Origin of the sequence: Kitasatospora azatica KCTC 9699, from assembly GCF_000744785.1 — a bacterium.
Taxonomy (GTDB): domain Bacteria; phylum Actinomycetota; class Actinomycetes; order Streptomycetales; family Streptomycetaceae; genus Kitasatospora; species Kitasatospora azatica.
In genome coordinates, this window is record NZ_JQMO01000003.1 from 3,656,508 (window position 1) to 3,681,090 (window position 24,583).

Sequence of the window (24,583 nt, forward strand, 5' to 3'; positions counted from 1 at the left end):
TGGTCGTCCACCAGACCTTTGGCCTGGTGGGTGACGGGACGTTACTCCTGGGTCGCCCGGTCGTTGCACAGGTTCATCGCCCAGGGCGGTGGTCACCGGGGAAGGCGGCTGAAACGAGATGTCATACCCACCCGCACGCCGCGTATGCGCCAATTCAGGGACGGATTTGGCCGAAGTCAGGCCAAACTCCGGCCGGGCCCATACCCTTGTTGAGGTGAACCGTCCTCAGTCGGCCGCGCAGGCCAGTCCGCAGGTCATCGCGTCCGTGTCGTCGGTGGCGTCCGCGTCGGGTACTCCGAAGGGCAAGGCGATGATCAGTCACCATCCGCTCCCCCCGGCGAAACTGACGCTCCGTTCGCGGGTGCGCGCCTACGAGGCCGAGCTGATCGCGTTCCGCCGTGACCTGCACCAGCACCCCGAGCTGGGCCGCCAGGAGTTCCGCACCACCGGCCGGCTGGTGGACCGCCTCACCGAGGCCGGACTGGCCCCCCGGGTGCTGCCGCACGGCACCGGCCTGATCGTCGACCTGGTCCCGCCCGGCACCCCGGCCGGCGCCCCGCTGCTGGCCTTCCGCGCGGACATCGACGCGCTGCCCATCGATGACGCCAAGAGCGAGGTCCCGTACCGCTCCAAGGTGCCGGGCCAGGCCCACGCCTGCGGCCACGACGTGCACACCTCGGTGGTGCTCGGCACCGCGTTGGTGCTGGCCGAGGCGCTGCGCGAGGGGCGGCTCGGCCAGCCGGTGCGGCTGATCTTCCAGCCCGCCGAGGAGGTGATGCCCGGCGGCGCGCTGGACGTCATCGCGGCCGGCGGGATGGACGGGGTGGGTCGGATCTTCGCGGTGCACTGCGACCCGAAGGTGCGGGTCGGCCGGGTCGGCCTGCGCACCGGGGCGATCACCTCGGCCTGCGACGCGCTGGTGCTCAGCCTGGACGGCCCCGGCGGACACACCGCCCGCCCGCACCTGACCACCGATCTGGTGGCGGCGATCGGCCGACTGGCCGCCGACCTGCCGGGCGCGCTGTCCCGCCGGATGGACCCGCGCTGGGGGGTCAGCCTGGTCTGGGGTCGGATCATGGCCGGTTCCGCCCCCAATGTGATCCCGCAACACGCCGAGCTGGAGGGCACGGTCCGCTGCCTGGAGCTGGACGGCTGGCGCGAGGCGCCGGACGTGCTGCACGAGCTGATCAGCAAGATGGCCGAGACCCATCGGGCGAAGTGGAGCCTGGACTACAAGCGCGGGGTCCCGCCGGTGGTGAACGAGGCCGTCTCGATCGCCCAGCTGGACACCGCGATGACGCGGCAGTTCGGTGCGGGAGGTGACGCGGTCGTGGAGGAGACGGAGCAGTCCCTTGGTGGCGAGGACTTCTCCTGGTACCTGGAGCACGCGCCGGGCGCACTGGCCCGACTCGGTGTCCGGGCGCCGCACGAGACGGCCGTGCGCGACCTGCACCAGGGCCGGTTCGACGTGGACGAGCGGGCGATCGGGATCGGGGTGGAGCTGTTCAGCTCGCTGGCGCTGGAGCATGGCCGGGTGTAACGGTCGAACCGTGGGACACTGGGGGGTGCTCGTCGACATTTGTCCCGGTTCGGCGGGCCTCCGTGCCACGGTTTGATAACAACCCGAATGGCCCGGCACCCCGTAATAAAACCGTGTTCTACGCGCGTTACGGTGGCGCCAGACCACGCCAAACGGGTGTGTGAGAAGGAGATACTCCCTTGCGCCGTTCAGTAAAGCTCGCCGCGGTTGTGCTCTCGGGTTCCCTGGGCATCGCCTCGCTCGCCGCTTGCGGCGCAAAGAGCACCGACAACACCGCTTCCGCAGGCGCCTCCGGCTCCGGTCTCAAGGTCGGTATGGCCTACGACATCGGCGGCCGTGGCGACCAGTCGTTCAACGACTCCGCCGCCCGCGGCCTGGACAAGGCCGTGTCCGACCTGGGCGTCCAGAAGACCGAGGCCGAGGCCAAGCAGGGTGAGGCCGACTCCGACAAGGAGGCCCGCCTCAACAGCCTGGTGACCGCCGGCTTCAACCCGGTCGTCGCGGTCGGCTTCGTCTACCAGGCCGCCGTCGAGAAGGTCGCCAAGGCCCACCCCGAGGTCAAGTTCGCGATCATCGACTCCGCCTCCACCACCCAGCCGAGCAACGTCACCTCGCTGACCTTCTCGGAGCAGGAGGGCTCGTACCTGGCCGGTGTCGCGGCCGCGCTGAAGACCAAGACCAAGCAGGTCGGCTTCATCGGTGGCGTGCAGACCGAGCTGATCAAGAAGTTCGAGGCCGGCTACCGTGCGGGCGTCCAGGCGACCGACCCGAGCGTCAAGGTCGACGTCAAGTACCTGACCACCCCGCCGGACTTCAGCGGCTTCGGCGACCCGGCCAAGGGCAAGTCCGCCGCCCAGGGTCTGCTGGACAACAAGGACGACGTGATCTACTCGGCGGCCGGCTCCTCCGGCTCCGGCGCGATCGAGGCCGTGTTCAACAGCACCAACCCGCCGGCCTGGGCCATCGGTGTCGACTCCGACCAGGCCAACCAGCCGGCCCTGTCGGCCTACAAGGCCAAGATCCTCACCTCGATGGTCAAGAACGTCGACACCGCGGTGTTCTCGTACATCAACAGCATCAAGACCGGTAACCCGCTGACCGGCGTGAAGAACTTCGACCTCAAGCAGGGCGGTGTCTCGCTCGCCACCACCGGTGGCCACATCGACGACATCAAGAAGCAGCTCGACGACGCCACCGCGAAGATCACCTCGGGTGCCACCACGATCCCGACCGCGCCGCCGGCCGGCTGATCACTCGTCAGCACGCAGCAAGCAGTAAGTAGTACCAGGTAAGGGGAGGGGCCCGGTGGGTCGCGCGCCAGCGCACTCCGCCGGGCCTCTCCTGTACTCCCCGCGGCTCGTACCGCCGCACCGTTCTCCGGCTACCCCCCAGCGCGACGAAGCGCCTGCCGACCATCAGGAGATCGCCATCACCGCTTCCAACCCCTCCCTGAGCAAGGGAGGCAACCCCGGCGCGGGGACGGCGACGACGGCCGTCGAGCTGCGCGGCATCACCAAGCGCTTCCCCGGTGTCGTGGCCAACCACGACATCAACCTCACCGTCCGCACCGGTACCGTGCACGCCCTGATGGGCGAGAACGGCGCCGGCAAGTCGACGCTGATGAAGATCCTCTACGGGATGCAGCGCCCGGACGAGGGCACCATCGCGGTCAACGGCGAGCAGGTGGAGTTCAGCACCCCCGGGGACGCGATCGCGCGCGGCATCGGCATGGTGCACCAGCACTTCATGCTGGCCGACAACCTCACCGTGCTGGAGAACGTCGTCCTCGGCGGCGAGAAGCTCTACGGCATCGGCTCCCGGGCCAGGGCGAAGATCCAGGAGATCTCCGACCAGTACAGCCTGAACGTCCGCCCCGACGCCCTGGTCGAGGACCTCGGTGTGGCCGAGCGCCAGCGCGTCGAGATCCTCAAGGTGCTCTACCGCGGCGCCCGGATCCTGATCCTGGACGAGCCCACCGCCGTACTGGTCCCGCAGGAGGTCGACCAGCTCTTCGGAAACCTGCGCGAGCTCAAGGCCGAGGGCGTCACCGTCATCTTCATCTCGCACAAGCTGCACGAGGTGCTCTCGGTGGCCGACGCGATCACCGTGATCCGCCGCGGCACCACGGTCGGCGACGCCGACCCGCAGCAGGTGACGGCCCGCCAGCTGGCCGAGCTGATGGTCGGCAGCGAGCTGCCCTCGCCGCAGAGCCGCGAATCCACGGTCACCACCGAGGAGATGCTCAAGGTCGAGGGCCTGCGGATCGCCAAGCCCGACGCCGAGGGCATCGAGCGGGTGGTCCTGGACGACATCTCGCTGACCATCCACAAGGGCGAGATCCTCGGCATCGCCGGCGTCGAGGGCAACGGCCAGGCCGAACTGGTCGAGGCCATCATGGGCATGCTCCCGCTGGACGCCGGAACCGTCATTCTGGACGGCGCCGACCTGACCAGCGCGCTGACCCGGGCCCGCCGCGAGGCCGGCATCGGCTACATCCCCGAGGACCGGCACCGGCACGGCCTGCTGCTGGAGGCCCCGCTCTGGGAGAACCGGATCCTCGGCCACGTCACCGAGGAGCCCAACTCCAAGGGCTTCCGGCTCGACCCGGCCGGTGCCCGCAAGGACACCCTGCGGATCGTCCAGGAGTACGACGTCCGTACCCCCGGCATCGAGGTCACCGCCGCCTCGCTCTCCGGCGGCAACCAGCAGAAGCTGATCATCGGCCGCGAGATGAGCCACAACCCCAAGCTGCTGATCGCCGCCCACCCGACCCGCGGTGTGGACGTCGGCGCGCAGGCCCAGATCTGGGAGCAGATCCGGGCCGCCCAGCGCGAGGGCCTGGCGGTGCTGCTGATCTCCGCCGACCTGGACGAGCTGATCGGCCTGTCCGACTTCATCAAGGTGATCTACCGCGGCCGCCTGGTCGCCGAGGCCGACCCGGCCACCGTCACCGCCGAGGACCTGGGCACCGCGATGACCGGCGCCGCCTCGGGCCACATCGAGTCCGACGAGACCGCGCTGGCCGAGGCGGCGGCTGTCGCCGCCGAGGAGCTCGGGCGCAGCGACGAGCCGGGCGGGGTCGACACCTCCCCGCAGGACGCCACCACCGACGACACCGCTGCCGACGACGCGCAGGCGGGGGAGTGACCGACATGACCACTTCGACCGAACCCGCCAAGCGCGGCTGGCTGCAGCGGATCGACCGGGAGAAGGTGATCCTCGGCCTGGCGGCACCCGTGCTGGCCGTGATCATCTCGGTGGCGATCAGCTCGATCGTGCTGGCCGTCTCCGGACGTGACCCGTTCCAGGCGTTCAACATCCTGGGCACCTACGGCTCCGCCTCGGACGCCCAGGTGATGGTGATCAACAAGGCGACCACGTACTACATCGCCGGTATCGCGGTGGCCTTCGGCTTCCGGATGAACCAGTTCAACATCGGCGCCGACGGGCAGTACCGACTCGCCGCGCTCTTCGTGGCGTTCATCGGGGCGCAGGTCGACCTGCCGTCCTTCCTGGAGATCCCGCTGCTGCTGATCGTCGCCATGCTGGTCGGCGGTCTGTGGGCGGCCGTCGCCGGCGTGCTGAAGACCGCCCGCGGGGTCAGCGAGGTCGTCTCGACGATCATGCTGAACTACATCGCCAGCGCGGTGATCGCGCTGCTGCTGGTGCCCGGAGTCTTCGCGCCCGAGAAGGGCACCACCTCCAACAGCATCCAGACCAAGCCGATGGCCGCGTCGAGCGACTTCTTCTTCTTCAACTCGCAGGGCGGCCAGATCTACGGCTTCGTGATCATCGCCGTGCTGCTCGGGGTGCTCTTCCAGCTGACCCTGAACCGCACCCGGTTCGGCTTCAACCTGCGCGCCACCGGCCGCAGCGAGGAAGCGGCCGCGGCCAGCGGGGTCAACGTCAAGCGGATGGTGCTCACCACCATGGTGGTCTCCGGTGGGCTGGCCGGTCTGATCGGCATGCCCGACCTGCTGCAGTCCGCGCACTACTACGGCCAGAACTTCCAGCCGGGCCTGGGCTTCACCGGCATCGCCATCGCGCTGCTGGGCCGCAACACCCCGATCGGGATCGCCCTCGCCGCGCTGCTCTGGTCCTTCCTGGACGTGACCGGCCAGCAGCTGCCGCTGAAGGGCGACTTCCCGCAGGAGATCGTCGCCGTCATGCAGGGCACCATCGTCATCTGCGTGGTCGTCGCCTACGAGCTGGTGCGCCGTTACGGCCTCAAGCGCCAGCAGCAGAAGGTCGGCGCCCAGCTCGCCGCTCAGGCCGCCGCGGCCGCCAAGAAGGAGGTCGCCGCGTGAGTACCGCGACTGCAACATCTCGTCCCAAGCCGGCCGGCAAGATTCCCGGAAAGGCGAGCCGCAAGCTCTCCTGGCCCGTCGTGCTGCTGCTGATCGCCGGCGCGCTGGTGCTCTTCTCGGCCGTCGCCGCCGTCACCGGCCACCACGGCCTGACCTCCTCCGGTCAGGTGGAGGCCGCGCTCAGCGCCGCCGTGCCGATCGGCATGGCCGGTCTCGGCGGTCTGTGGTCGGAGCGCGCGGGCGTGGTCAACATCGGCCTCGAAGGCATGATGGTGGCCGGCACCTTCGCCGGCGCCTGGGCCGGTTACCTGGTCAACCCGTGGGTCGGGGTGCTGGCCGGGATGGCCGGCGGCGCGATCGGCGGCCTGCTGCACGCGGTGATCACGGTGACCTTCGGGGTCGACCACATCGTCTCCGGTGTGGGCATCAACATCCTGATCCCGGGCATCTGCGCGTACGTCAACAAGATCTACTACAAGGACTACGTGGCCTTCGGCGCGGGCGCCAACCAGTCCCCGCCGGCCGCCTCGCTGCCGCAGCTGACCGTTCCAGGGCTGTCCCCGTGGCTGGAGCACATCGAGAGCCACCACTGGTTCCTGGTCTCCGAGGTCGCCGGCATCCTGGCCGGTCTGATCACCAACCTCTCGGTGGTCACCATCTTCGCGGTGGCGCTGTTGATCATCAGCTACTTCGTGCTCTGGCGCACCAGCTTCGGCCTGCGACTGCGCTCCTGCGGTGAGAACCCGACCGCCGCCGAGTCGCTGGGCGTGAACGTCTACAAGTACAAGTACATCGCGGTGATCGCCTCCGGTGCCTTCGCCGGCCTGGCGGGTGCCTACCTCTCGCTGGTGCTGTCGCACTTCTACAAGGACGGGCAGACCGGCGGCCGCGGCTTCATCGGTCTGGCCGCGATGATCTTCGGCAACTGGCTGCCGGGCGGTCTGGCGATGGGTGCCGGGCTCTTCGGCTTCACCGACAGCCTGCAGCTGCGCGACCAGGCGGCCGTGCACGACCTGCTGCTGATCGTGGCGATCGCGCTGGCGCTGCTCGCGCTCTGGCAGCTCTACCGGCGCAAGCTGGTGCCGGCCGCGATCAGCCTGGTGGTGGCCGGTGGCCTGGCGGCCTGGTTCGCGATGACCGACCACGTGCAGGTGCCGCTGATCCAGGCCACCCCGTACATCATCACGCTGGTGGTGCTGGCGCTGGCCACCCAGCGGCTGCGGCCGCCGAAGGCCGACGGCCAGATCTACCGCAAGGGCCAGGGCAAGTGACCGATCCTCAGCAGGCATTCGACTGGGAGGCGCTGCGGGCGGCGGCTCGGGACGCGATGGCGCGGGCCTACGCCCCGTACAGCAAGTTCCCGGTCGGCGCGGCGGCGCTGGTGGACGACGGGCGGGTGGTCACCGGCTGCAACGTGGAGAACGCCTCGTACGGGCTCGCGCTGTGTGCCGAGTGCGGCCTGGTCTCGGCGCTGCACGCCGGCGGCGGCGGTCGGCTGGTCGCGTTCACCTGCGTGGACGGGGCCGGGCAGCCGCTGATGCCGTGCGGTCGGTGTCGGCAGCTGCTCTACGAGCACGGCGGTCCCGAGCTGCTGGTGGAGCTGCCCTCGGGGATCAAGCCGATGACCGAGGTGCTGCCGGACGCATTCGGTCCGGAACGGTTGTAATCGGGACAGTCGGTAGTAGCGGCGTGCGTGTTGACGCGCGTAGAGTGGCGCGGGGGCGGCCGAGCAGTGGCCGCCCCCGCGCCACTTTCGTCCCCGTTGGAGAACCGTATGGACGTCATCTCCGTCATCACCGCCAAGCGTGACCGCCGCGAGCTCACCGATGATCAGATCGACTGGGTGATCGACGCCTACACCCGGGGCGAGGTGGCCGACGAGCAGATGTCGGCACTGGCCATGGCCATCCTGCTGAACGGGATGAACCTGCGGGAGATCGGCCGCTGGACCGAGGCGATGATCCGCTCGGGCGTCCGGATGGACTTCTCGGCGCTGGGCATGCCCACCTCCGACAAGCATTCCACCGGTGGCGTCGGCGACAAGATCACCCTCCCGCTGGCCCCCCTGGTCGCCGCCTGCGGCGCCGCCGTCCCGCAGCTCTCCGGCCGCGGCCTCGGCCACACCGGCGGGACGCTGGACAAGCTGGAGTCGATCCCCGGCTGGCGGGCGCTGCTCTCCAACGACGAGATGATGAGCGTGCTGCGCTCCTCCGGTGCGGTGATCTGCGCGGCCGGCGACGGCCTGGCTCCCGCCGACAAGAAGCTCTACGCACTGCGCGACGTCACCGGCACGGTCGAGGCGATTCCGCTGATCGCCTCCTCGATCATGTCCAAGAAGATCGCCGAGGGCACCGGCGCCCTGGTGCTGGACGTCAAGGTCGGCTCCGGCGCCTTCATGAAGAACCTCGCCGACGCGCAGGAACTCGCCCGCACCATGGTCGGGTTGGGCCGCGGCGCCGGCGTCAACACGGTCGCGCTGCTGACCGACATGTCGACCCCGCTCGGCCTCACCGCGGGCAACGCGCTCGAGGTGCGCGAGTCGGTCGAGGTGCTGGCCGGCGGCGGCCCCGCGGACGTGGTCGAGCTGACCATCGCCCTGGCCCGCGAGATGCTCGCGGCGGCCGGCGTCTCCGGCAAGGACCCGGCGGACGCGCTGCGCGACGGCTCCGCGATGGACCACTGGCGCCGCCTGATCAGCGCCCAGGGCGGCGACGTCGACGCCCCGCTCCCGGTCGCCCGCGAGCAGCACGTCATCCCCGCCCCCGCCAGCGGCGTGCTCACCGCCCTGGACGCCTACGCGGTGGGCGTCTGCGCCTGGCGCCTCGGCGCCGGCCGCGCCCGCAAGGAGGACCCGGTGCAGGCCGGGGCCGGCGTCGAGATGCACGCCAAGCCCGGCGACACCGTGACCGCCGGCCAGCCCCTGCTCACCCTGCACACCGACACCCCGGAGAAGTACGACTACGCGATCGCGGCCCTGGAAGGCGGCATCGAGGTCTCCCCGGCGGGGACGGAGTACACCCGGACCCCGCTGATCCTGGACCGGATCAGCTAACACAGTGGATTCATATGGCTACACTGAGCCATGTGAGTGGCGAGCGCTTCACGATCGAGGTGGAGCCTGAGGTGCGCCGGTGGCTTGAGAAGCTGCCGGCGCATCTGTATCTCAGGGTCGAGGCCCGCGTCGATCTTCTTGCTGAGGAGAGATGTGATGAACCACTCTCGGTGGAAGACCGCGCGGACTCGTGCGCTGCTCGGTGAGCAGGTTTCGGAGGATTCTGCCGTCGCTGCCCTGCGCCTGGAGATCCGCTATGCCCTGGTGTTCGGGCAGGCGCACTACGACCGGCGCACCGAGCTGGGACTGTCCAAGGGGGAGGTCGCTCGGCGAGCCGGTCTGACGCTGGCTCAGATTGAGCAGATCGAAGGCGGTGACACCGTGCCGACCTTGCCGCTGCTCCAGCGTCTGGCGGCGGCCCTGGAGGCCGAGCTGGACATCCACGTCGCCGCGGGTGCCGAGGCCGAGGTGCGGTTCCACTCGCCGGCTGCCTGAGGCCGGCGCTGCCACGGCGGCGACTGGTGGCGCCATCTTCCTTCCCGTAGGCGCCACATTCACTAGACATGGCGCCATTGTGGTGCCATGCTTGAGCCATGGACCTCACTCCCTATGTCGACAACCTCCGCCACGAGCTCGCGGTCGCCGCGGCGGCGGGTGGGGATGAAGCCCGTGAACTGGCTGAGCGGCTGACCGCGCCGTTGGAGTCGGCGACTCGGCTGACCTTGCTGAGTGCGCTGTCGGCGGCGATGGGAGAGGTCACCCGGGAGTTGGCGCCGGGGTCGGTGGATGTGCGGCTGCGCGGGCTCGACCCGGAGTTCGTGGTGACGCCGTCGGTGGCGCAGGACGGGTACGAGACTGTGCCAGCCGGCGCCACAGTGGCACCATCGCCGGTGGTGGTCCCCGAGGCCGACGAGGCCGGGACCGCCCGGATCAACTTCCGCCTCCCCGCCCACCTCAAGTCCCGGGTCGAGGACGCCGCGAGTCGGGAGGGCCTGTCGGTCAACGCCTGGCTGGTGCGCGCCGCCGCCACCGCACTCGAGCCGGCCGACCGCGGCCCCGTCGGGACCACCCGGCACCGCGGCGGCCAGACCTTCACCGGCTGGGTCCGTTAGGACCTGTCCGGCCGAGTACCTGGCACCACCTTTCACCTCACCCCGCCGACCTGCGGGAACACACGACGAGCCAAGAGGACGGGACAGCCATGCCTTCTTTCGACACCACCGGACCGATCTCCGCGACCGTGGAGATCGACATCGCCTCGGTCCGGATCACCGCGAGCAAGCGCACCGACGCCGTGGTCGAGGTGCTGCCGGCCGACGGCGCCGACGAGCGGGACGTCTGGTGCGCGCAGCAGACCAAGGTCAGCTACTCCGCCGGCAAGCTGCTGGTCAAGGGCCCCAAGAAGCGGTCGCTCTTCGGCAAGGTCGGCTCGGTCGACGTCAGCATCGAGCTGCCGGCCGGCTCCGAGGTCCAGGGCACCGTGGCGCTGGGCGACTTCAGCTGCGAGGGCCCGCTCGGCGACTGCCGGCTGAAGACCTCGGCGGGCGACCTGCAGGTCGCCGAGGCGGCCGCGGCCAATCTGCGGACCGCGCACGGCGACGTCTCCCTCGGCCTCGCCACCGGCGACGTCGAGGTGTCCGGCGGCGGCCGGGTCGAGCTCGGTCGGCTGCTGGGCACGGCCACGGTCAAGAACAGCAACGGCGAGACCTCGATCCGTGAGGTCACCGGCGACCTGGTGGCGAAGGCCTCCAACGGCCGGATCTCGATCGGCAGCGCGCAGGCCGGCGTCGAGGTGAAGACCGCCAACGGCGCGATCCGGATCGGCGAGGTGGTGCGCGGCGTGGTGCAGCTGAACACCGCGATGGGGGACGTCGAGGTCGGCATCCGCGAGTCCACCGCCGCCTGGCTGGACGTCAACACCCGGCTGGGCACCGTGCGCAACTCGCTCGGCCCGACCGAGGGCCCCGACACCGCCGAGCGGACCGTCGAGCTGCGGGCCCGTACCGGCCTCGGCGACATCGTGATCAGCCGGGCCTGAGCAGTGACCCCGCCCGAGACGGCTTGTGGCGCAGGCGTAGCGCGGTGTATTGCAGCGCGCTACGCTGGATGGCATGAAGACCATCACCCAGCGCGAACTCGCCGCACGCTCCAAGGCCGTGCTCGATGATGTCGAGGCGGGCGAGACGTACCTGATCACGCGCAACGGCACCGAGATCGCCGAGGTGCGTCCGCTCAGCGCCCGGCGGCGGTTCGTGCCGGTGGAGGAGCTCCAGCGGAAGTGGCGCCATGCGCCGGTCGTCGATGCTGCTCGGCTGCGCGCCGAGGGCGACGAGTTCTTCGGTGGCGAGGACCGCGTCGGTGGCGAGGACAATCCGTGGGAGCGGAAGTGACCAACCGCCGGCAGCGCGGCCTGCTGGACACCTGCGTCGTCATCGACCTGCCGAGGATCGACCCCGGCCGGCTGCCGGTGGAGGCGGCCGTGCCCGCGATCGTGCTGGCGGAACTGGCCCAGGGCGTCGCGATGACCAGGGACCCGGTCGAGATGATGACGCGGGCTCAGCTCCTGGCCGACGTCGAGGCGGAGTTCGCGGCCATCCCGTTCGACCGCGAGGCCGCCCGCCGCTACGGCACCCTGGTGGCCCTCACGGTGAAGGCGAACCGCAATCCGCGCCCGCGCCGGATCGACCTGATGATCGCCGCCACGGCCGCCGCCCAGGGACTTCCGCTGTACACGCGCAACGTCGCCGACTTCCGCGGGTTGGAGCAGGGCGTCCAGGTCATTCCGGTCTGAGGGAATCGCGGGCGCGCCCACCGGGTTCCTCATTCGGTGGGGCCGCGGAGGGGCCGGGGCCCGAGGAGAGTGGGGGACCATGTCCGAGCGCGTGAGTGTCGTCGTCACACTGAAGGTCAAGCCCGGTGCGGAGGACCAGTTCCGGGCCCAGGCGGCCGCCACCGAGAAGGTCAGCCGAGCCGAGGCAGGCTGCCTGTCGTACACCAACTTCGTGGACCCGAACGACCCCGCCTCCTGGGTGGTGGTCGAGGAGTGGGCGGACCGGGCGGCGCTGGACACCCACCTGAACAGCCCGCACCTCGCCGAGTCCCTGGCGCTCACGGTCGAACTGCTCGCCGAGCCGCCGGTGTTGAAGATCCTGAGCGAGATCGAGTGAGCCGTCAGGCGGGGTCGGGGCCGTAGCTCGGCAGACCGCTGGTGTCGAGTGTCCACGGGCCGACGGTGATGGTGTCGCCGAAGGCGAACTTCTCGCGCGAGGAGTAGCCCGGTTGGGAGTACACGATGCCGGTGCCCTCGCGGGGGTCCACCAGGAGGTAGTTCAGGAAGCCCATGGCAGCGTAGTCACGAACTTTGGCATCGCAGTCACGGGCCGGCCCGGCGGCCGAGACCACCTCGACCACAAGCAGCATCGGGCCCGGGGCCTCGCCCACCACGAGGTCCGGGCGGTACCGCCGTCCCGGCCCCGGGTCCTCGACCACAGGGCTGGGACGGACGGCGAGCTCCGGGTGGAGACGGGGCAGCTGGGCGCTCAACCGGGAGCCGAGGCGGCGGGCCACCTCGTGCTGCTCGGCAGTCGGCGGCAGGGCCAACGAGACCTGGCGGTCGGTGATTTCGACTTCCCCGTACGCCGAGACCAGATCGGCGATCTGACGGAGCGTGGCGAAGGCCGCTGCGTCGGTGCTCATGCGGGCAGCGTACTCATGCGCCGGCCGCGCCGGGCCGCGAGCGCCTGGCGGGTTGCGTACAGCGTCACGCCCGCCGCCAGCGTCATGGCCGCGAGGCCGACCGCGGCCGAGCCCGGCCAGCCCACGGCGTGGTAGGCGTCGGCGCCGACGGTGCCACCGAGGCTGTTGCCGAGGTAGTAGGCGATCAGGTAGAGGGCGGAGGCCTGGGCGCGGCCGTGCTGGGCGGTGCGGCCGACGGCGGAGGAGGCGGTGGCGTGGCCGGCGAAGAAGCCGGCGGTGATCAGGACCAGGCCGAGCAGGGCGCAGGGCAGCGAGTCGGCGAGGGAGATCAGCAGGCCGGCGCTGGTGAGGGTGATCGCCAGGTAGAGGGCGCCGCGGCGGCCGAGGCGGGCGGTGAGGCGGCCGGCGCTCGCGGAGGAGGCGGTGCCGACCAGGTAGACCACGAAGATCGAGGCGGCCACCGACTGCGGCAGGTGGAACGGGGCGGCGATCAGCCGGAAGCCGACCGTGTTGTAGACCGCGCCGAAGACGGCCATGAAGAGCAGGCCCAGCGCGTAGAGGCGCAGCAGCAGTGGGTTGCGCAGGTGGGCGCCGACCGTGGTGGCGAGCGCCCGGGCGTCCACCGGCGTGCGGCGGAAGTGGCGCGCCGTCGGGATCAGCAGGCGGAAGGCGGCGACCGAGAGCAGCGCGAGCAGGGCGGAGGTGGCCAGGCCCCAGTGCCAGCCCCAGGCGGCGCCGGCCCAGCCGGCGACCAGTCGGCCGCCCATCCCGCCGATGCTGTTGCCCGCGACGTAGAGCCCCATCGCGGAGGCCAGTGCGCTGGGGTGCACCTCCTCGGCGAGGTAGGCCATCGCGGTGGCGGGCAGGCCGGCCAGCGCCGCGCCCTGCAGGGCGCGCAGCAGGACCAGGGTGCCGAGGCCGGGGGCGAACGGAAGGGCCAGGGCGATCACCGAGGCGGCCAGCACCGACCAGGTCATCACCGCGGTGCGCCCGTACCGGTCGGAGAGCGCACTGGCCGGCAGCAGCGCCAGGGCGAGGCCGAGGGTGGCCGCCGAGGCGGTCCAACTCGCCTGGCCGGGCGTCAGATCGAGGTCGCTGGAGAGCAGCGGCAGCAGACCCTGGGTGGAGTACAGCAGCACGAAGGTGGCGATGCCGGCGGCGAACAGCGCGAGGTTCGAACGCCGGAAGTCGCGCTGCCCCGGTCGCAGTCGGAGGTCTTCGGGAACGGCATCCGCCGCGACGGCGGCGGATGCCTCGGTATCGGCGGGAGGCATGTCACCGACGGTAGACCTGGCCCGTTCCATGCGTCCAATGCATCAATCAGCGATAATCCATACCGTGCAGAATGAGGAGCCGAAGACGCCCGCCGACCTCGACGCCGCGGCGCCGGCGGTCCTGCTCGCCCCGCGGCTGGCCCAGTTCGCGGCCGTCGCCCGGCTCGAACACATCACCCAGGCAGCGCAGTTGCTCGGTATGCCGCAGCCCACGCTGTCCCGGGCGATCGCCCGACTGGAGGCCGAGCTGGGAGTGGCGCTGCTGGCCCGCCAGGGCCGCACGGTGCGGCTGACCCGGGCCGGTCGGCTGCTGCTCGGCCCGGTGGAGCGCGCCCTCGCCGAGCTGGCCCGTGGGGCGCAGGCGGCGCGCGAGGAGGCGGACCCGGCGACCGGGCGGGTGGCGTTCGGGTTTCTCCACACCATGGGGACGGACGCGGTGCCCGCGCTGCTGCGGGGGTTTCGCACCGACCATCCGGGGGTGCGGTTCCAGCTGGTGCAGGACTACGTGGCGGCGATGCTGGACCGGCTGCGGGCGGGTGAGCTGGACCTCTGCCTGGTCTCGCCGATCCCGGACGACCCGGAGCTGACCGCCCGTCCGCTGGACGAGCAGGTGCTGCACCTCGCGGTCCCCGCCGACCACCGGCTGGCCGGGCGGCGCCGGATCCGGCTGGCCGAGGTGGCCCGGGAGCCGTTCGTCGCGGTCGAGCCGGGGTACGGGCTGCGGGCGATCACCGACGACTTCTGCGCGCAGGCCGGGTTCACGCCGCGGATCGCGTTCGAGGGCGAGGAGGCCGAGACGCTGCGCGGGCTGGTGGCCGCCGGGCTGGGGGTGGCGCTGCTGCCGCCGGGGCTGGTGCCGCGTCCGGGCGTGGTGGACCTGGCGGTGACGGCGCCGCGCACCCGGCGGGCGATCGGGCTCGCCTGGGTGACCGGGCGGCCGCTGACGCCGCCGGCCGAGGCGTTCCGGGACTTCGTGCTGTCCCGTCGGGGGCGGCTGCTCGACCACGGGTAGGCAGCTCGGATCAGCGGCTCGGGCCAGCGGCTCGGATCGGCAGCGCACGGCGATGGTGTTAGGAATCTACGCGCGTAGGCCTTACACTCCCGCAATGGAGAAGCAGATCCCTGTCCCCGCGGGCACCACGGCCCCGCGTATCCCCACCGCCGACCAGGTCCGCCGCGCGCCCAAGGTGCTGCTGCACGACCACCTGGACGGCGGCCTGCGCCCCGAGACCATCGTCGAGCTGGCCGCCGCCTGCGGCTACCAGGGGCTCCCCACCACCGACCCGGCCAAGCTGGGCGTCTGGTTCCGCGAGGCGGCCGACTCCGGCTCGCTGGTCCGCTACCTGGAGACCTTCGCGCACACCTGCGCCGTGATGCAGACCCGCGAGGCGCTGATCAAGGTCGCCGCCGACTGCGCCGAGGACCTGGCCGCCGACGGCGTGGTCTACGCCGAGGTGCGCTACGCCCCCGAGCAGCACCTGGAGGCCGGGCTGACCCTGGACGAGGTGGTCGAGGCGGTCAACGAGGGCTTCCGGATCGGCGAGGCCAACGCCCGCGCCAACGGCGACCGGATCAAGGTCGGCACGCTGCTCACCGCGATGCGCCACGCCGCCCGCTCGCAGGAGATCGCCGAGCTGGCGAACCGTTTCCGCGACGCCGGTGTGGTCGGCTTCGACATCGCCGGCGCCGAGGCCGGCCACCCGCCGACCCGGCACCAGGGCGCGTTCGACTACCTCAAGGGCGAGAACAACCACTTCACCATCCACGCGGGCGAGGCCTTCGGCCTGCCGTCCATCTGGGAGGCGCTGCAGTGCTGCGGCGCCGACCGGCTCGGCCACGGCGTGCGGATCATCGACGACATCACGGTGAACGAGGACGGCACGGTCGAGCTCGGCCGGCTGGCCGCGTACGTGCGCGACAAGCGGGTCCCGCTGGAGATGTGCCCGACCTCCAACCTGCAGACGGCGGCCGCCAGCTCCTACGCCGAGCACCCGATCGGGCTGCTCAGCCGGCTGAAGTTCCGGGTCACCGTGAACACCGACAACCGACTGATGAGCGGCACCAGCATGAGCCAGGAGTTCGCGCACCTGATCGAGGCCTTCGGCTACGGCCTGGACGACATGCAGTGGTTCACCATCAACGCGATGAAGTCGGCGTTCCTGCCGTTCGACGAGCGGCTGGCCATGATCAACGACGTGATCAAGCCGGGCTACGCCGAGCTCAAGTCCGACTGGCTGTTCGGTTCGACGGTCTGACGCTTCATCAGAAGACTGCGCACATACGGTATTACTGTTAATCCGTATGGGTTAGCTGTCTTTGATCCGCGTGCGACGCAGTGTCTACGGTGTGCCAGTCACTGCTTACACGGTGCAGCGGCGTACCCCCCGGACAGCTCGGGGGTGAGCCAGTGCGCCGGCCCGACGAGGACGAGGACGCACTCATGAAGCAGGCCACTCTCAAGGCTGCAGGTACCGCCGTGCTCGGCGTTGCCATCGCGGCGGTCGCCGCGGGTACCGCCTCGGCCGCCACCGGCGGTCTCAGCGCTCTCCCCACCGGCGCACTGCCCGACACCGGTGGCCTGACCGGGAGCCTGAGCAAGACCCCGGCGGTCGGCGGTCCGGTCTCGCAGACCACCGGTCTGCTCAACCCGGGCGCCGGTTCGCAGGCCCCGGCCGCCGAGGCGCCCGCCGCCCCGGCCGACGCCGCCCCGGTGGCTCAGCCGGGTGGCGCCACCCGCGGCCTGCCGGTCGGCGCGGTGTCCAACGTGACCAAGCAGGCCGGTGGCCCGCTGGGTGGCGCGCTGGGCGGCGTGAGCCCGCTGGGTGGCCTGCCGGGCCTGCCGGGCTGACGGTTCGCAGCGCTGGGGTTCACCAGCACTGAACCGACGAGAGCGCGGGTCCCCGGGAGACCGGGGCCCGCGCTCTGTCGTGCTCGCAGCGGCGGCTTCACGGTTCCTGCGGGAGCAGCAGCCAGAGCGCCAGGTAGATCAGGAACTGCGGGCCGGGCAGCAGGCAGGAGGCCAGGAAGATCAGCCGGACCGTCCACGGAGTGAGGCCGAAGCGCTCGGCGATCCCGGCGCAGACACCGGCGATGACGCGGTTGTGACGGGGGCGGGCGAGCGTACGCATGGGGTCCTCCGAGCGGTGGTGGGGGGGCTTCCCGGTGCTTTCCGATGCTTCCCGGTGTGTCCCGATGTCCTGAGCGGATGACTCCATCCTCCGCCCGGCCGTCCGCTCAGGCGTCAGCCCGGATGCCGATCCGCGACCCCGGCGTCTCACCGGGCCGGGCGATCCGGATCTCGGGGTTCGGCTCAGGGGTGGCCCTGAGGACCTGCCGGGCCCGCAGCGCGGCCCGCCCGGCGGGGACCAGCAGCAGGTGGGCCAGGCCCGCGCCGATCACCCCGAGCAGGATGTCGTCCACGTTCAGTACCTGGCCGGCCAGGCCGGTGCGCAGCACCTCGAAGGCGGTCGCGATCATCGCGCTGCTGCCGACGGCGTGCAGGAAGGACGGGAACCAGGCGGTCCGCAGCCGTCCGCCGGCCACCGGGAGCAGCACGCCCAGCGGCGCCGTCAGCGCCGGCGCGGCCAGCAGTTGGCGCAGTCCGCCGGTGGCGAGGATCCGGTGCACCGAGGCGAACGGGGTCAGGTTGGTGTCGTACGCCCAGGCGGTCGGGACCTGGCGCAGGGCCAGCCAGCCGAGCAGGCAGAAGTAGAGCGCGAGCAGGATCAGTCCGGCCGAGCGCAGCGGCGCGGGCAGCGCGTCGGCGCCGGGGACGTCCGGAAGTGGCGGGGCGCCGCCGGGCGGCGTGGCCGCCGGGGCCCGCCGTCGATCTTCGATCCGCACCCTGTCGCGCGCTTCCCGCACGCCGGTGCCATCACGCTGCACGCCCCGAAGGACGCGGTGTCACGCCGGGGCGGTTCCCGATGATCGCGAGGATTCACCCGTGGGGTCACTCACAGTGGCTGCTCAGCGGGCCTGCACGGTGGCTGCCCGGCCGAGCTGCTCGCCGCGCGGCTGAGTTGCTCACGGCGGCGGCTCACGGTGACGGCTCGGCGGGGCTACTCGCAGCGCAGGCTGCCGCTCGGGCTCGGCGTCGGCGAGGGCTGCGCGCTGAACAGGCTGCCGCTCGGCGGCGAGAGCGAGGGCGCCGGGGAGACCTCGGGGGTCGGGCGGGCCGAGCCCTTCAGCGCGCCGATGGCCTGGCTGGAGGCCACGGCGGGCGGGTGGACCGGGCTCGGGCAGGCGGTCCGGCTGGCGGGCGCGCCGGCGTCCACCGGCACGGCGGTCGGCCGGATCCCGCAGCCGGTCGCCAGCGCGGCCGTCACGGCGGCGCCGACCAGCGCCAGCGCCCAGCGCCCGACCTGACGGCTCGGACCGGCAGCACTGCTCGGTGTCCTTCGAAGGGGCTTAAGCACCGTTGCGACCTCCGCTCGGTTCCTGCGTCGGTCGGCCGGCAGCCGGTGCCGGTGGCCGCAGCGGCAGCCGCAGCGTGAAGACGGCGCCACCGCCCGGCCCGTTGGCGGCGGTGATGGTGCCGCCGTGGATCTGCGCGTTGGCCATCGCGATGGACAGGCCGAGGCCGCTGCCCTCCGAGCGGGCCCGGCCCTTGTCCGCCTTGTAGAAGCGGTCGAAGACGTGCGGCAGCACATCCTCCGGGATGCCGGGACCGCTGTCCGAGACCGCCACCACCACCTCGCCGGCACCGGTCGGGCCGATTCCCTGACGCACCGTCACCCGGACCGGCGAGCCGCCGTGCTTGAGCGCGTTGCCGATCAGGTTGGCGAAGACCACGTCGAGTCGGCGCGGGTCGACCACGGCCAGCACCCCGCGCGGGGCGTCCAGCTCGACGGCGTCGTACCAGGCCCGGCCGTCGATGCAGGACATGATCAGGTCGGCGATGTCCATCTCGTCGGCGACCAGCTTGGCGGTGCCCGCGTCGAACCTGGTCACCTCCATCAGGTTCTCCACCAGGTCGGAGAGCCGGCGGGTCTCGCTGACCACCAGCCGCACGGCCGGTTCGATCATCGGGTCCAGCGACTCGGCCTCGTCCTCCAGGATGTCGGTCACCGCGGTCATCGCGGTCAGCGGGGTGCGCAGCTCGTGCGACATGTCGGCGACGAACCGCCGGCTCTGCGCCTCCCGGGCGCTCAACTCCTCGACCTGCTCGTGCAGCGACTCGGCGGTCCGGTTGAAGGTCCGTGCCAGGTCGGCGAGTTCGTCGGCGCCGCTGACCTCGAGCCGGGTGTCCAACTTGCCCTCGCCCAGCCTGCGTGCGGCCTCGGCGAGTTGGCGAACCGGACGGAGCACGGTGGCGGAGGCGGCCTGGGCCAGCAGGGTCGCGGCGATCAGCGCCAGCATGGTGGCCACCGCCAACGACCAACCCAGCGTGTTGAGATCGTCCCGCTCGTTGTCCAGGGACTTGAACATGTAGGCGGTCGGTCCGGTCGGCACCACCTTGGTCCCGCCGACCACGAACGGCTCGCCGCCGATGTTCACCCGCTGCCAGTACAGGTGGTACGCGTACGGGTTGCCCTCGCCCACCGGGCGCGGCTTCGGCACGGCGGCCAGCAGCGGGGCCGGCACCTGGGCCACGGTGAACCGCGGGTCGGAGGAGGCGGTGCACTCGGGGTGGCCCTCGTCCACCACCACGACGTTGTAGCCGAGTCCGGACGCGGCCACGTCATTGGCGAGTTGGACCAGCGCCGGGCAGCTCGCGTTCATCGGCAGCGCGGACACGCTGCGGCTGAGCGAGACCCGGAAGTCGTTCAGCGCGGTGTTCTGGGCACGCTTGAGCACCGCGTCCCGGTTCAGCCAGTAGGCGATGCCGGAGGCGGAGACGGCGGCGGTCAGCGCCACCACGGCGAAGACGGCGGCCAGCCGGACCCGCAGCGAACTCAGCCGCAGCCGTCGCCACAGGTCGGGGACGAGCCGGCGGCCGTTCTGGGGGGCCGTCACGTTGTCAGGTCTGTCACGAGGTCGGTCAGCCATTCGGTCCGGGTCTGCGGGTCAGGCGGGCGGGTCCAGACGATAGCCCACCCCGCGCACCGTGCGAATCAGGGTCGGTGCCGACGGGACGTCCTCCACCTTGGCCCGCAGCCGCTGCACACAGGCGTCCACCAGGCGCGAGTCGCCCAGGTAGTCGTGCTCCCAGACCAGCCGCAGCAACTGCTGGCGGGAGAGCGCCTGACCGGGCCGGCGGCTGAGCTCCAGCAGCAGCCGCAGCTCGGTCGGGGTGAGCTGGAGGTCCTCGCCGTCCTTGGTGACGGTCATCGCCGAGCGGTCGATCACCACCGAGCCGAAGGCCGAGGAGTCCGAGTTCTCCCGCTCGCCGCGGCGCAGCACCGCGCGGATCCGGGCGTCCAGCACCCGTGGCTGCACCGGCTTGACCACGTAGTCGTCGGCCCCTGACTCCAGACCCACCACCACGTCGATGTCGTCCGAGCGCGCGGTCAGCAGGATGATCGGCAGCTGGTCGGAGCGCCGGATCCGGCGGCAGACCTCGAAGCCGTCGATGCCGGGCAGCATCACGTCCAGCACGATCAGGTCGGGGCGCTGCTCCTTGAACAGCCGCAGGCCGTCCTCGCCCGAGGCAGCGGCGGCCACGCGGTGGCCCTGGCGGGTGAGGGCGAGTTCGAGGCCGGTACGGATGGCGTCGTCGTCCTCGATCAGTAGGAGGAAAGGCACCTGTTCATTCTGGCTCACCGGGTGTGCCGCCGGGAACCGTCCGAGGCACCCGAGACGTCATGGGTGTCGAGCGCCACTGTGGGACCAAGGTCCCAGTGCTTGTGACACCGCTGTGACAGTCGCCGGACACCGCCATGACGGGCGGCGGGCAGGATTTTCCATGTCACCGCAGCGGACCGGCAGCACCGGGCCGAGGCGGGGGCACCGAAAGGACCCGCTCGTACCGATCATGGGGGCGCACGATGAACGCAACGCTTGAGACCCGGGGCATCCTGGATGCGAACCGCCCGGCCGTCCACGGTGTGCGCTCGTCACAGCGCGGTCGGGTGGAGCGGGGCTCGGGGACCCTGCGGGTCGACCTCTGCCGGGTGAGCGGCGGGAGCGCACGGGTCCACGGGGGGAACAGCGGGGGGACCTTCGGGGGGAATGCCGGGGGGAACAAGGGGACCACGATTCTTCGGCTCGCGCCGATAGAGCAGCGCGTCCCGCAGCAGGGCCAGCAGGGAGGCGCGCAGGGGGAGCACTCGGCCGCCGAGGTGGACCACCTCACGGAGTTCACCGCGTACGTGCGCGAGCGTCGCGCCTCCCTGTACGCCACTGCCTACCACCTGACCGGTGACCGCTTCGAGGCCGAGGACCTGCTGCAGAGCGCGCTCTTCAGCACCTACCGGGCCTGGGGCCGGATCACCGACAAGGCCGCGGTCGGCGGCTACCTGCGCCGCACCATGACCAACCTGCACATCTCGGCCTGGCGCCGGCGCAAGCTCAACGAGTACCCGACCGAGGAGCTGCCGGAGACGGTCGGCGACACCGACGCGATGGGCGGCACCGAGCTGCGCGCCGTGCTGTGGCAGGCACTGGCCAAGCTCCCGGAGAACCAGCGCACCATGCTGGTGCTGCGCTACTACGAGGGCCGCACCGACCCGGAGATCGCCGACATCCTCAACATCAGCGTCGGCACCGTGAAGAGCAGCATCTGGCGCGCCCTGCGTCGGCTGCGCGAGGACGAGCAGCTCAACCGCACCGGCGACACCAACCACGCCTTCGGCGAGCTGGTCGCCTGAGCCGCTGCCTGAACCACTGCACCAACCACTGAACTCCCGTCGGGGGACGGGGAACAGGGCGCGGAGTCGCGCGGGGCTCGGGGGAGCCCCCGCCGGCAGGGAAGCCGCGCCCATGCGGAAGAGCCGGACCCGGCATCTCGGGAGAGGATGCCGAGTCCGGCTCTTCTGTCGTGCGCCTTCACGCGGTTCGGTCGCGATACCGGCCCGGGGGGAGGGCGTATTCGCGTTTGAAGGCCTTGGCGAAGGCGAACTCGCTGAGGTAGCCGGTCTGTTGGGCGACGCTCCGGAGTGGGGCGTCGGATTCGCGGAGCAGTCGGCCGGCGGTGGTCATCCGCCACCAGGTGAGGTAGGCGAGCGGGGGTTGGCCGACCAGGGCGGTGAAGCGGCGGGCGAAGGCGGCGCGGGACAGGCCGGCCAGGGCGCCGAGCTCCTCGACCGTCCAGGGGTGGGCGGGGTCGGCGTGGATGGCGCCCAGGGCGGCGGCGATCGCCCGGTCCTGCAGGGCGGTGGCCCAGCCGGTGGTGGTGCGGGCGGACTGCTCGGCGAACCAGGCGCGCAGGGTGTAGAGCAGCAGGGTGTCCAGCAGGGACTGGACGGCCGCGTCCGCACCGGGCTGACGGTCCGTCAGTTCGGCGTCCAGCAGCTCGATCACGGCACGCAGTGCGGGGTGGCGGCCGCCGGCGGTGGTCAGTCGCAGCACCGGGGGCAGCTCGGCGATCAGCGGGTGCGGGCGGGCCTGGTTGAGCAGGTAGGCGCCGCAGAGGGTGCGGCTGGCGTCCGGGTCGTCCGGGTCGGCGGGAGTGGGTTGCGGGCGCAGCCGGCCGTCCGGGTCCATCCGGGCGGGGCGCAGCTCGGCGTCCGGGGCGTCGGCCAGCCCGTAGCCGCGGCCGTGCGGGAGCAGTGCCAGGTCGCCCGGGTCGAGTCGGAACGGCTCGGCGCCGTCCGGCGGGTAGAGCCAGACCGAGCCGCGCAGTACCGAGTGGAACCCGATCCCCCCGCTGTCCGGGAAGCGGATCCCCCACCGTCCGACCCGCGGATGGCGTCCGGCATGCGGCCGCCCGGTGCGCATCACGGTGATCGCGTCGCTGAGCACGTCCATGATCGGGAGCTTAGACCGGTCGGTCCTGGCCTACGGACGAGACGATCGGACATGGAGCGAAGACTTTCCGGCATGGGCCGTCTCGTCCACCGCTCCTACGGTGGAACTCGTCAGCAGGACACCGCGTCAGATGAGGAACCATCACCATGACCAGGACAGTTGTCTTCGACGAGACCGGCGGCCCCGAGGTGCTGCGGATCGTGGATCTGGAACTCGCCGCACCCGGGCCCGAGGAGGTGCTGGTCCGGGTCGAGGCGATCGGGCTCAACCGGGCCGAGGCGCTGCTGCGCGGCGGCGGCTACTACTACCCGGCCGAGCTGCCCGGCTCCCGGCTCGGCTACGAAGCGGCCGGCAGCGTGGAGGCGGTGGGCTCGGCGGTGACCGGCTTCGCGGTCGGCGACCGGGTGTTGCGGGCCGCCGGCGGCCACATGAGCACCGAGGGCGTCTACGCGGAGCGGATCGTGGTCCCGGCCGCCACGCTGCTCCGGCTGCCGGCCGGCACCGACGCGGTGACCGGCGCCGCGCTCTGGCTCGCGTACAGCACCGCCTACGGCGCCCTGGTGGAGCAGGGCAACCTGCGCCCCGGCGACACCGTGCTGATCACCGCCGCCTCCAGCAGCGTGGGCGTGGCCGCGATCCAGATCGCCAACCACCTCGGCGCGATCCCGATCGCCGTCACCCGGACCGCCGCCAAGCGCGAGCAGCTGCTGAAGCTGGGCGCCGCAGGGGTGGTGGTGACCGAGGAGGAGGACCTGCTGGAGCGGGTGCGCGCGGTCACCGGCGGGCGCGGCGCGGAGATCGTCTTCGACTCGGTGGCGGGGCCCGGCCTGGCGACGGTGGCGCAGGCGGTGGCGCCCGGGGGCCTGCTGATCGTCTACGGCTGGCTGGACCAGCAGCCGGCGCCGCTGCCGATGAACTGGGGGCTGCGGATCATCGGCTACGCCAATCTGCAGACCACGGGCGATCCGGCGGTCCGGCGCCGGGTCGAGCACTTCCTGGCCGCGGGCCTGCGGGCGGGCACCATCGCACCAGTCGTCGACCGCGTCTTCGACTTCGAGGACATCGTCGAGGCGCACCGCTACCTGGAGTCGAACGCGCAGGTCGGCAAGGTGCTCGTCACCGTCCGGCACTGACCGGACCGGGCGTCGGCCCGGCTGGGCACCGACCGGTCAGGCGCTGACCGCCACGGTCGCCGGCAGCGCGGTCGCCGTACGCAGCCGGCGGGCGGCCTCCGGCCCGTTGCAGGCGTGGGCGCCGAGCCCGACCTGCTGGGTCACGATGCCGCGCTCGGCCCGCATCAGCCGCCAGCCGCGGCGCAGCAGGTACGGGACGGACTTGCGGCCCTCGCGCACATCGCGCCGGAACCGGCGCCAGGCCGTGGTGAGCGGGCGGTTGCGCAGGCAGAGCGCGTCCGCGAGCAGGTTCTCGGCGGCGCAGGCGGCCACCAGCTCGGCCGCGAAGATGCCCTCCGCGATGAAGACCGGTGCGCCGGCCAGTTCCAGGATGTGCGAGCCGTCGCGTCCGTTGGCGGGGATCGAGTAGATCGGCACCTCCGCGCGGCCGAACTCGGCCAGCACCCGGATCGCGGCGAGCGCGTCGGAGCGGTGCCAGGAGAGCGGCGAGTCCCAGTCGGTGCCGGAGCCGTCGGGCAGCAGCGGCAGGGTCGGGTCGTCGCCGTCCTTGTAGAAGTCGTCCAGCTGGAGCACCGGCAGGCCCGAGCGCTCGGCCAGTGAGGACTTCCCGGATCCCGAGGGCCCGGAGAGCAGCACCACGCGGGCACGGGTGGTGGGGGCGGGGTTCATGGGGGAGTCACTCACGAGACACCAGTCTGACGCATCGGACCCCGTGCTGATAACCCGGTGGTAGG

27 protein-coding genes are annotated in these 24,583 nt (G+C 71.7%); 19 read left to right on the forward strand and 8 right to left on the reverse strand.

Annotated elements, in window-relative coordinates:
• Window positions 1-310 precede the first annotated feature (310 nt).
• The 13 genes from BR98_RS26910 to BR98_RS26970 all read left to right on the forward strand — a co-directional run bounded on the left by BR98_RS26910 (window position 311) and on the right by BR98_RS26970 (window position 12,066).
• On the forward strand, window positions 311-1,540 hold the full coding sequence (locus tag BR98_RS26910; RefSeq protein WP_051971189.1) for an amidohydrolase: 1,230 nt from the start codon (window positions 311-313) through the stop codon (window positions 1,538-1,540).
• Between the two features lie 179 nt (window positions 1,541-1,719).
• Window positions 1,720-2,790: a BMP family lipoprotein gene (locus tag BR98_RS26915; RefSeq protein WP_035848342.1), complete on the forward strand. Its 1,071-nt coding sequence runs from the start codon at window positions 1,720-1,722 to the stop codon at window positions 2,788-2,790.
• A gap of 337 nt (window positions 2,791-3,127) precedes the next feature.
• A complete protein-coding gene (locus BR98_RS26920) occupies window positions 3,128-4,687 on the forward strand; it encodes an ABC transporter ATP-binding protein (protein WP_051971190.1) in 1,560 nt (519 codons plus the stop codon).
• A gap of 5 nt (window positions 4,688-4,692) precedes the next feature.
• The gene (locus BR98_RS26925) at window positions 4,693-5,847 is read left to right on the forward strand and encodes an ABC transporter permease (RefSeq protein WP_051970249.1); all 1,155 of its coding nucleotides are present in this window, start codon (window positions 4,693-4,695) and stop codon (window positions 5,845-5,847) included.
• Complete coding sequence (locus BR98_RS41575) at window positions 5,844-7,118, forward strand: ABC transporter permease (protein ID WP_035848345.1); 1,275 nt, start codon at window positions 5,844-5,846, stop codon at window positions 7,116-7,118. Before BR98_RS26925 ends, BR98_RS41575 begins: the two co-directional genes overlap by 4 nt.
• Window positions 7,115-7,513 carry a cytidine deaminase gene (locus tag BR98_RS41580; protein WP_035848347.1) on the forward strand — a complete coding sequence of 133 codons (399 nt, stop codon included), beginning with the start codon at window positions 7,115-7,117 and terminating at the stop codon, window positions 7,511-7,513. Before BR98_RS41575 ends, BR98_RS41580 begins: the two co-directional genes overlap by 4 nt.
• Before the next feature lie 108 nt (window positions 7,514-7,621).
• A complete protein-coding gene (locus tag BR98_RS26940; protein ID WP_035848349.1) occupies window positions 7,622-8,899 on the forward strand; it encodes a thymidine phosphorylase in 1,278 nt (425 codons plus the stop codon).
• A gap of 156 nt (window positions 8,900-9,055) precedes the next feature.
• Window positions 9,056-9,394, forward strand: coding sequence for a helix-turn-helix domain-containing protein (locus tag BR98_RS26945; protein WP_035848352.1), 339 nt, complete (start codon window positions 9,056-9,058; stop codon window positions 9,392-9,394).
• Window positions 9,395-9,492: 98 nt separating this feature from the next.
• Window positions 9,493-10,011, forward strand: a complete 519-nt coding sequence (locus BR98_RS26950) for a hypothetical protein (RefSeq protein ID WP_035848355.1) — start codon at window positions 9,493-9,495, stop codon at window positions 10,009-10,011.
• 89 nt (window positions 10,012-10,100) lie between these two features.
• Entirely contained in the window at window positions 10,101-10,937 is an 837-nt protein-coding gene (locus BR98_RS26955; RefSeq protein ID WP_035848358.1) for a DUF4097 family beta strand repeat-containing protein, read from the forward strand.
• A 73-nt stretch (window positions 10,938-11,010) separates the two neighbouring features.
• On the forward strand, window positions 11,011-11,289 hold the full coding sequence (locus BR98_RS26960) for a type II toxin-antitoxin system Phd/YefM family antitoxin (RefSeq protein ID WP_035848361.1): 279 nt from the start codon (window positions 11,011-11,013) through the stop codon (window positions 11,287-11,289).
• Window positions 11,274-11,690: a type II toxin-antitoxin system VapC family toxin gene (locus BR98_RS26965; RefSeq protein WP_198042289.1), complete on the forward strand. Its 417-nt coding sequence runs from the start codon at window positions 11,274-11,276 to the stop codon at window positions 11,688-11,690. Before BR98_RS26960 ends, BR98_RS26965 begins: the two co-directional genes overlap by 16 nt.
• Window positions 11,691-11,769: 79 nt before the next feature.
• On the forward strand, window positions 11,770-12,066 hold the full coding sequence (locus BR98_RS26970) for a putative quinol monooxygenase (protein WP_035848364.1): 297 nt from the start codon (window positions 11,770-11,772) through the stop codon (window positions 12,064-12,066).
• Between the two features lie 4 nt (window positions 12,067-12,070).
• Here the strand turns inward: BR98_RS26970 and BR98_RS36685 are convergent, their stop codons facing one another.
• Together BR98_RS36685 and BR98_RS26980 are read right to left on the reverse strand one after the other, a co-directional pair.
• Complete coding sequence (locus BR98_RS36685) at window positions 12,071-12,595, reverse strand: Uma2 family endonuclease (protein WP_051970250.1); 525 nt, start codon at window positions 12,593-12,595, stop codon at window positions 12,071-12,073.
• The gene (locus tag BR98_RS26980; RefSeq protein ID WP_035848366.1) at window positions 12,592-13,869 is read right to left on the reverse strand and encodes an MFS transporter; all 1,278 of its coding nucleotides are present in this window, start codon (window positions 13,867-13,869) and stop codon (window positions 12,592-12,594) included. The genes BR98_RS36685 and BR98_RS26980 overlap by 4 nt, the downstream gene beginning before the upstream one ends.
• 28 nt (window positions 13,870-13,897) lie before the next feature.
• Here BR98_RS26980 and BR98_RS26985 point away from each other — a divergent pair, with 28 nt between their 5' ends.
• The 3 genes from BR98_RS26985 (at window position 13,898) to BR98_RS26995 (ending at window position 16,717) form a co-directional block, all read left to right on the forward strand.
• Window positions 13,898-14,881 (forward strand): LysR family transcriptional regulator, encoded by a 984-nt coding sequence (locus tag BR98_RS26985; RefSeq protein ID WP_407639541.1) that lies wholly within the window; start codon window positions 13,898-13,900, stop codon window positions 14,879-14,881.
• A gap of 94 nt (window positions 14,882-14,975) precedes the next feature.
• Complete coding sequence (locus BR98_RS26990; protein ID WP_051970251.1) at window positions 14,976-16,124, forward strand: adenosine deaminase; 1,149 nt, start codon at window positions 14,976-14,978, stop codon at window positions 16,122-16,124.
• Between the two features lie 185 nt (window positions 16,125-16,309).
• The gene (locus BR98_RS26995; RefSeq protein ID WP_035854041.1) at window positions 16,310-16,717 is read left to right on the forward strand and encodes a hypothetical protein; all 408 of its coding nucleotides are present in this window, start codon (window positions 16,310-16,312) and stop codon (window positions 16,715-16,717) included.
• A 97-nt stretch (window positions 16,718-16,814) separates the two neighbouring features.
• On the opposite strand, the gene BR98_RS27000 is transcribed toward BR98_RS26995, so the two are convergent.
• Window positions 16,815-16,997, reverse strand: a complete 183-nt coding sequence (locus tag BR98_RS27000) for a PspC domain-containing protein (RefSeq protein ID WP_035848368.1) — start codon at window positions 16,995-16,997, stop codon at window positions 16,815-16,817.
• Between the two features lie 106 nt (window positions 16,998-17,103).
• A complete protein-coding gene (locus tag BR98_RS27005; protein WP_051970253.1) occupies window positions 17,104-17,712 on the reverse strand; it encodes a VanZ family protein in 609 nt (202 codons plus the stop codon).
• A 198-nt stretch (window positions 17,713-17,910) separates the two neighbouring features.
• On the opposite strand from BR98_RS27005, the gene BR98_RS39690 reads away from it, so the two are divergent.
• Window positions 17,911-18,234, forward strand: a complete 324-nt coding sequence (locus BR98_RS39690) for a hypothetical protein (protein WP_035848370.1) — start codon at window positions 17,911-17,913, stop codon at window positions 18,232-18,234.
• A 42-nt stretch (window positions 18,235-18,276) separates the two neighbouring features.
• On the opposite strand, the gene BR98_RS27015 is transcribed toward BR98_RS39690, so the two are convergent.
• Both BR98_RS27015 and BR98_RS27020 read right to left on the reverse strand, forming a co-directional pair.
• Window positions 18,277-19,857 carry an ATP-binding protein gene (locus BR98_RS27015; protein ID WP_083977031.1) on the reverse strand — a complete coding sequence of 527 codons (1,581 nt, stop codon included), beginning with the start codon at window positions 19,855-19,857 and terminating at the stop codon, window positions 18,277-18,279.
• Window positions 19,858-19,875: 18 nt separating this feature from the next.
• The gene (locus tag BR98_RS27020; RefSeq protein ID WP_035848373.1) at window positions 19,876-20,553 is read right to left on the reverse strand and encodes a response regulator transcription factor; all 678 of its coding nucleotides are present in this window, start codon (window positions 20,551-20,553) and stop codon (window positions 19,876-19,878) included.
• 242 nt (window positions 20,554-20,795) lie between these two features.
• Between BR98_RS27020 and BR98_RS37145 the strand changes: the two genes are divergently transcribed.
• A complete protein-coding gene (locus BR98_RS37145; protein WP_063774849.1) occupies window positions 20,796-21,617 on the forward strand; it encodes a SigE family RNA polymerase sigma factor in 822 nt (273 codons plus the stop codon).
• Window positions 21,618-21,795: 178 nt separating this feature from the next.
• On the opposite strand, the gene BR98_RS27030 is transcribed toward BR98_RS37145, so the two are convergent.
• On the reverse strand, window positions 21,796-22,716 hold the full coding sequence (locus BR98_RS27030; RefSeq protein WP_035848377.1) for an AraC family transcriptional regulator: 921 nt from the start codon (window positions 22,714-22,716) through the stop codon (window positions 21,796-21,798).
• A gap of 146 nt (window positions 22,717-22,862) precedes the next feature.
• On the opposite strand from BR98_RS27030, the gene BR98_RS27035 reads away from it, so the two are divergent.
• A complete protein-coding gene (locus tag BR98_RS27035; protein ID WP_035848379.1) occupies window positions 22,863-23,849 on the forward strand; it encodes a zinc-dependent alcohol dehydrogenase family protein in 987 nt (328 codons plus the stop codon).
• A gap of 36 nt (window positions 23,850-23,885) precedes the next feature.
• Here the strand turns inward: BR98_RS27035 and BR98_RS27040 are convergent, their stop codons facing one another.
• Window positions 23,886-24,518 (reverse strand): ATP-binding protein, encoded by a 633-nt coding sequence (locus BR98_RS27040; RefSeq protein ID WP_035848381.1) that lies wholly within the window; start codon window positions 24,516-24,518, stop codon window positions 23,886-23,888.
• Between the last annotated feature and the right edge of the window lie 65 nt (window positions 24,519-24,583).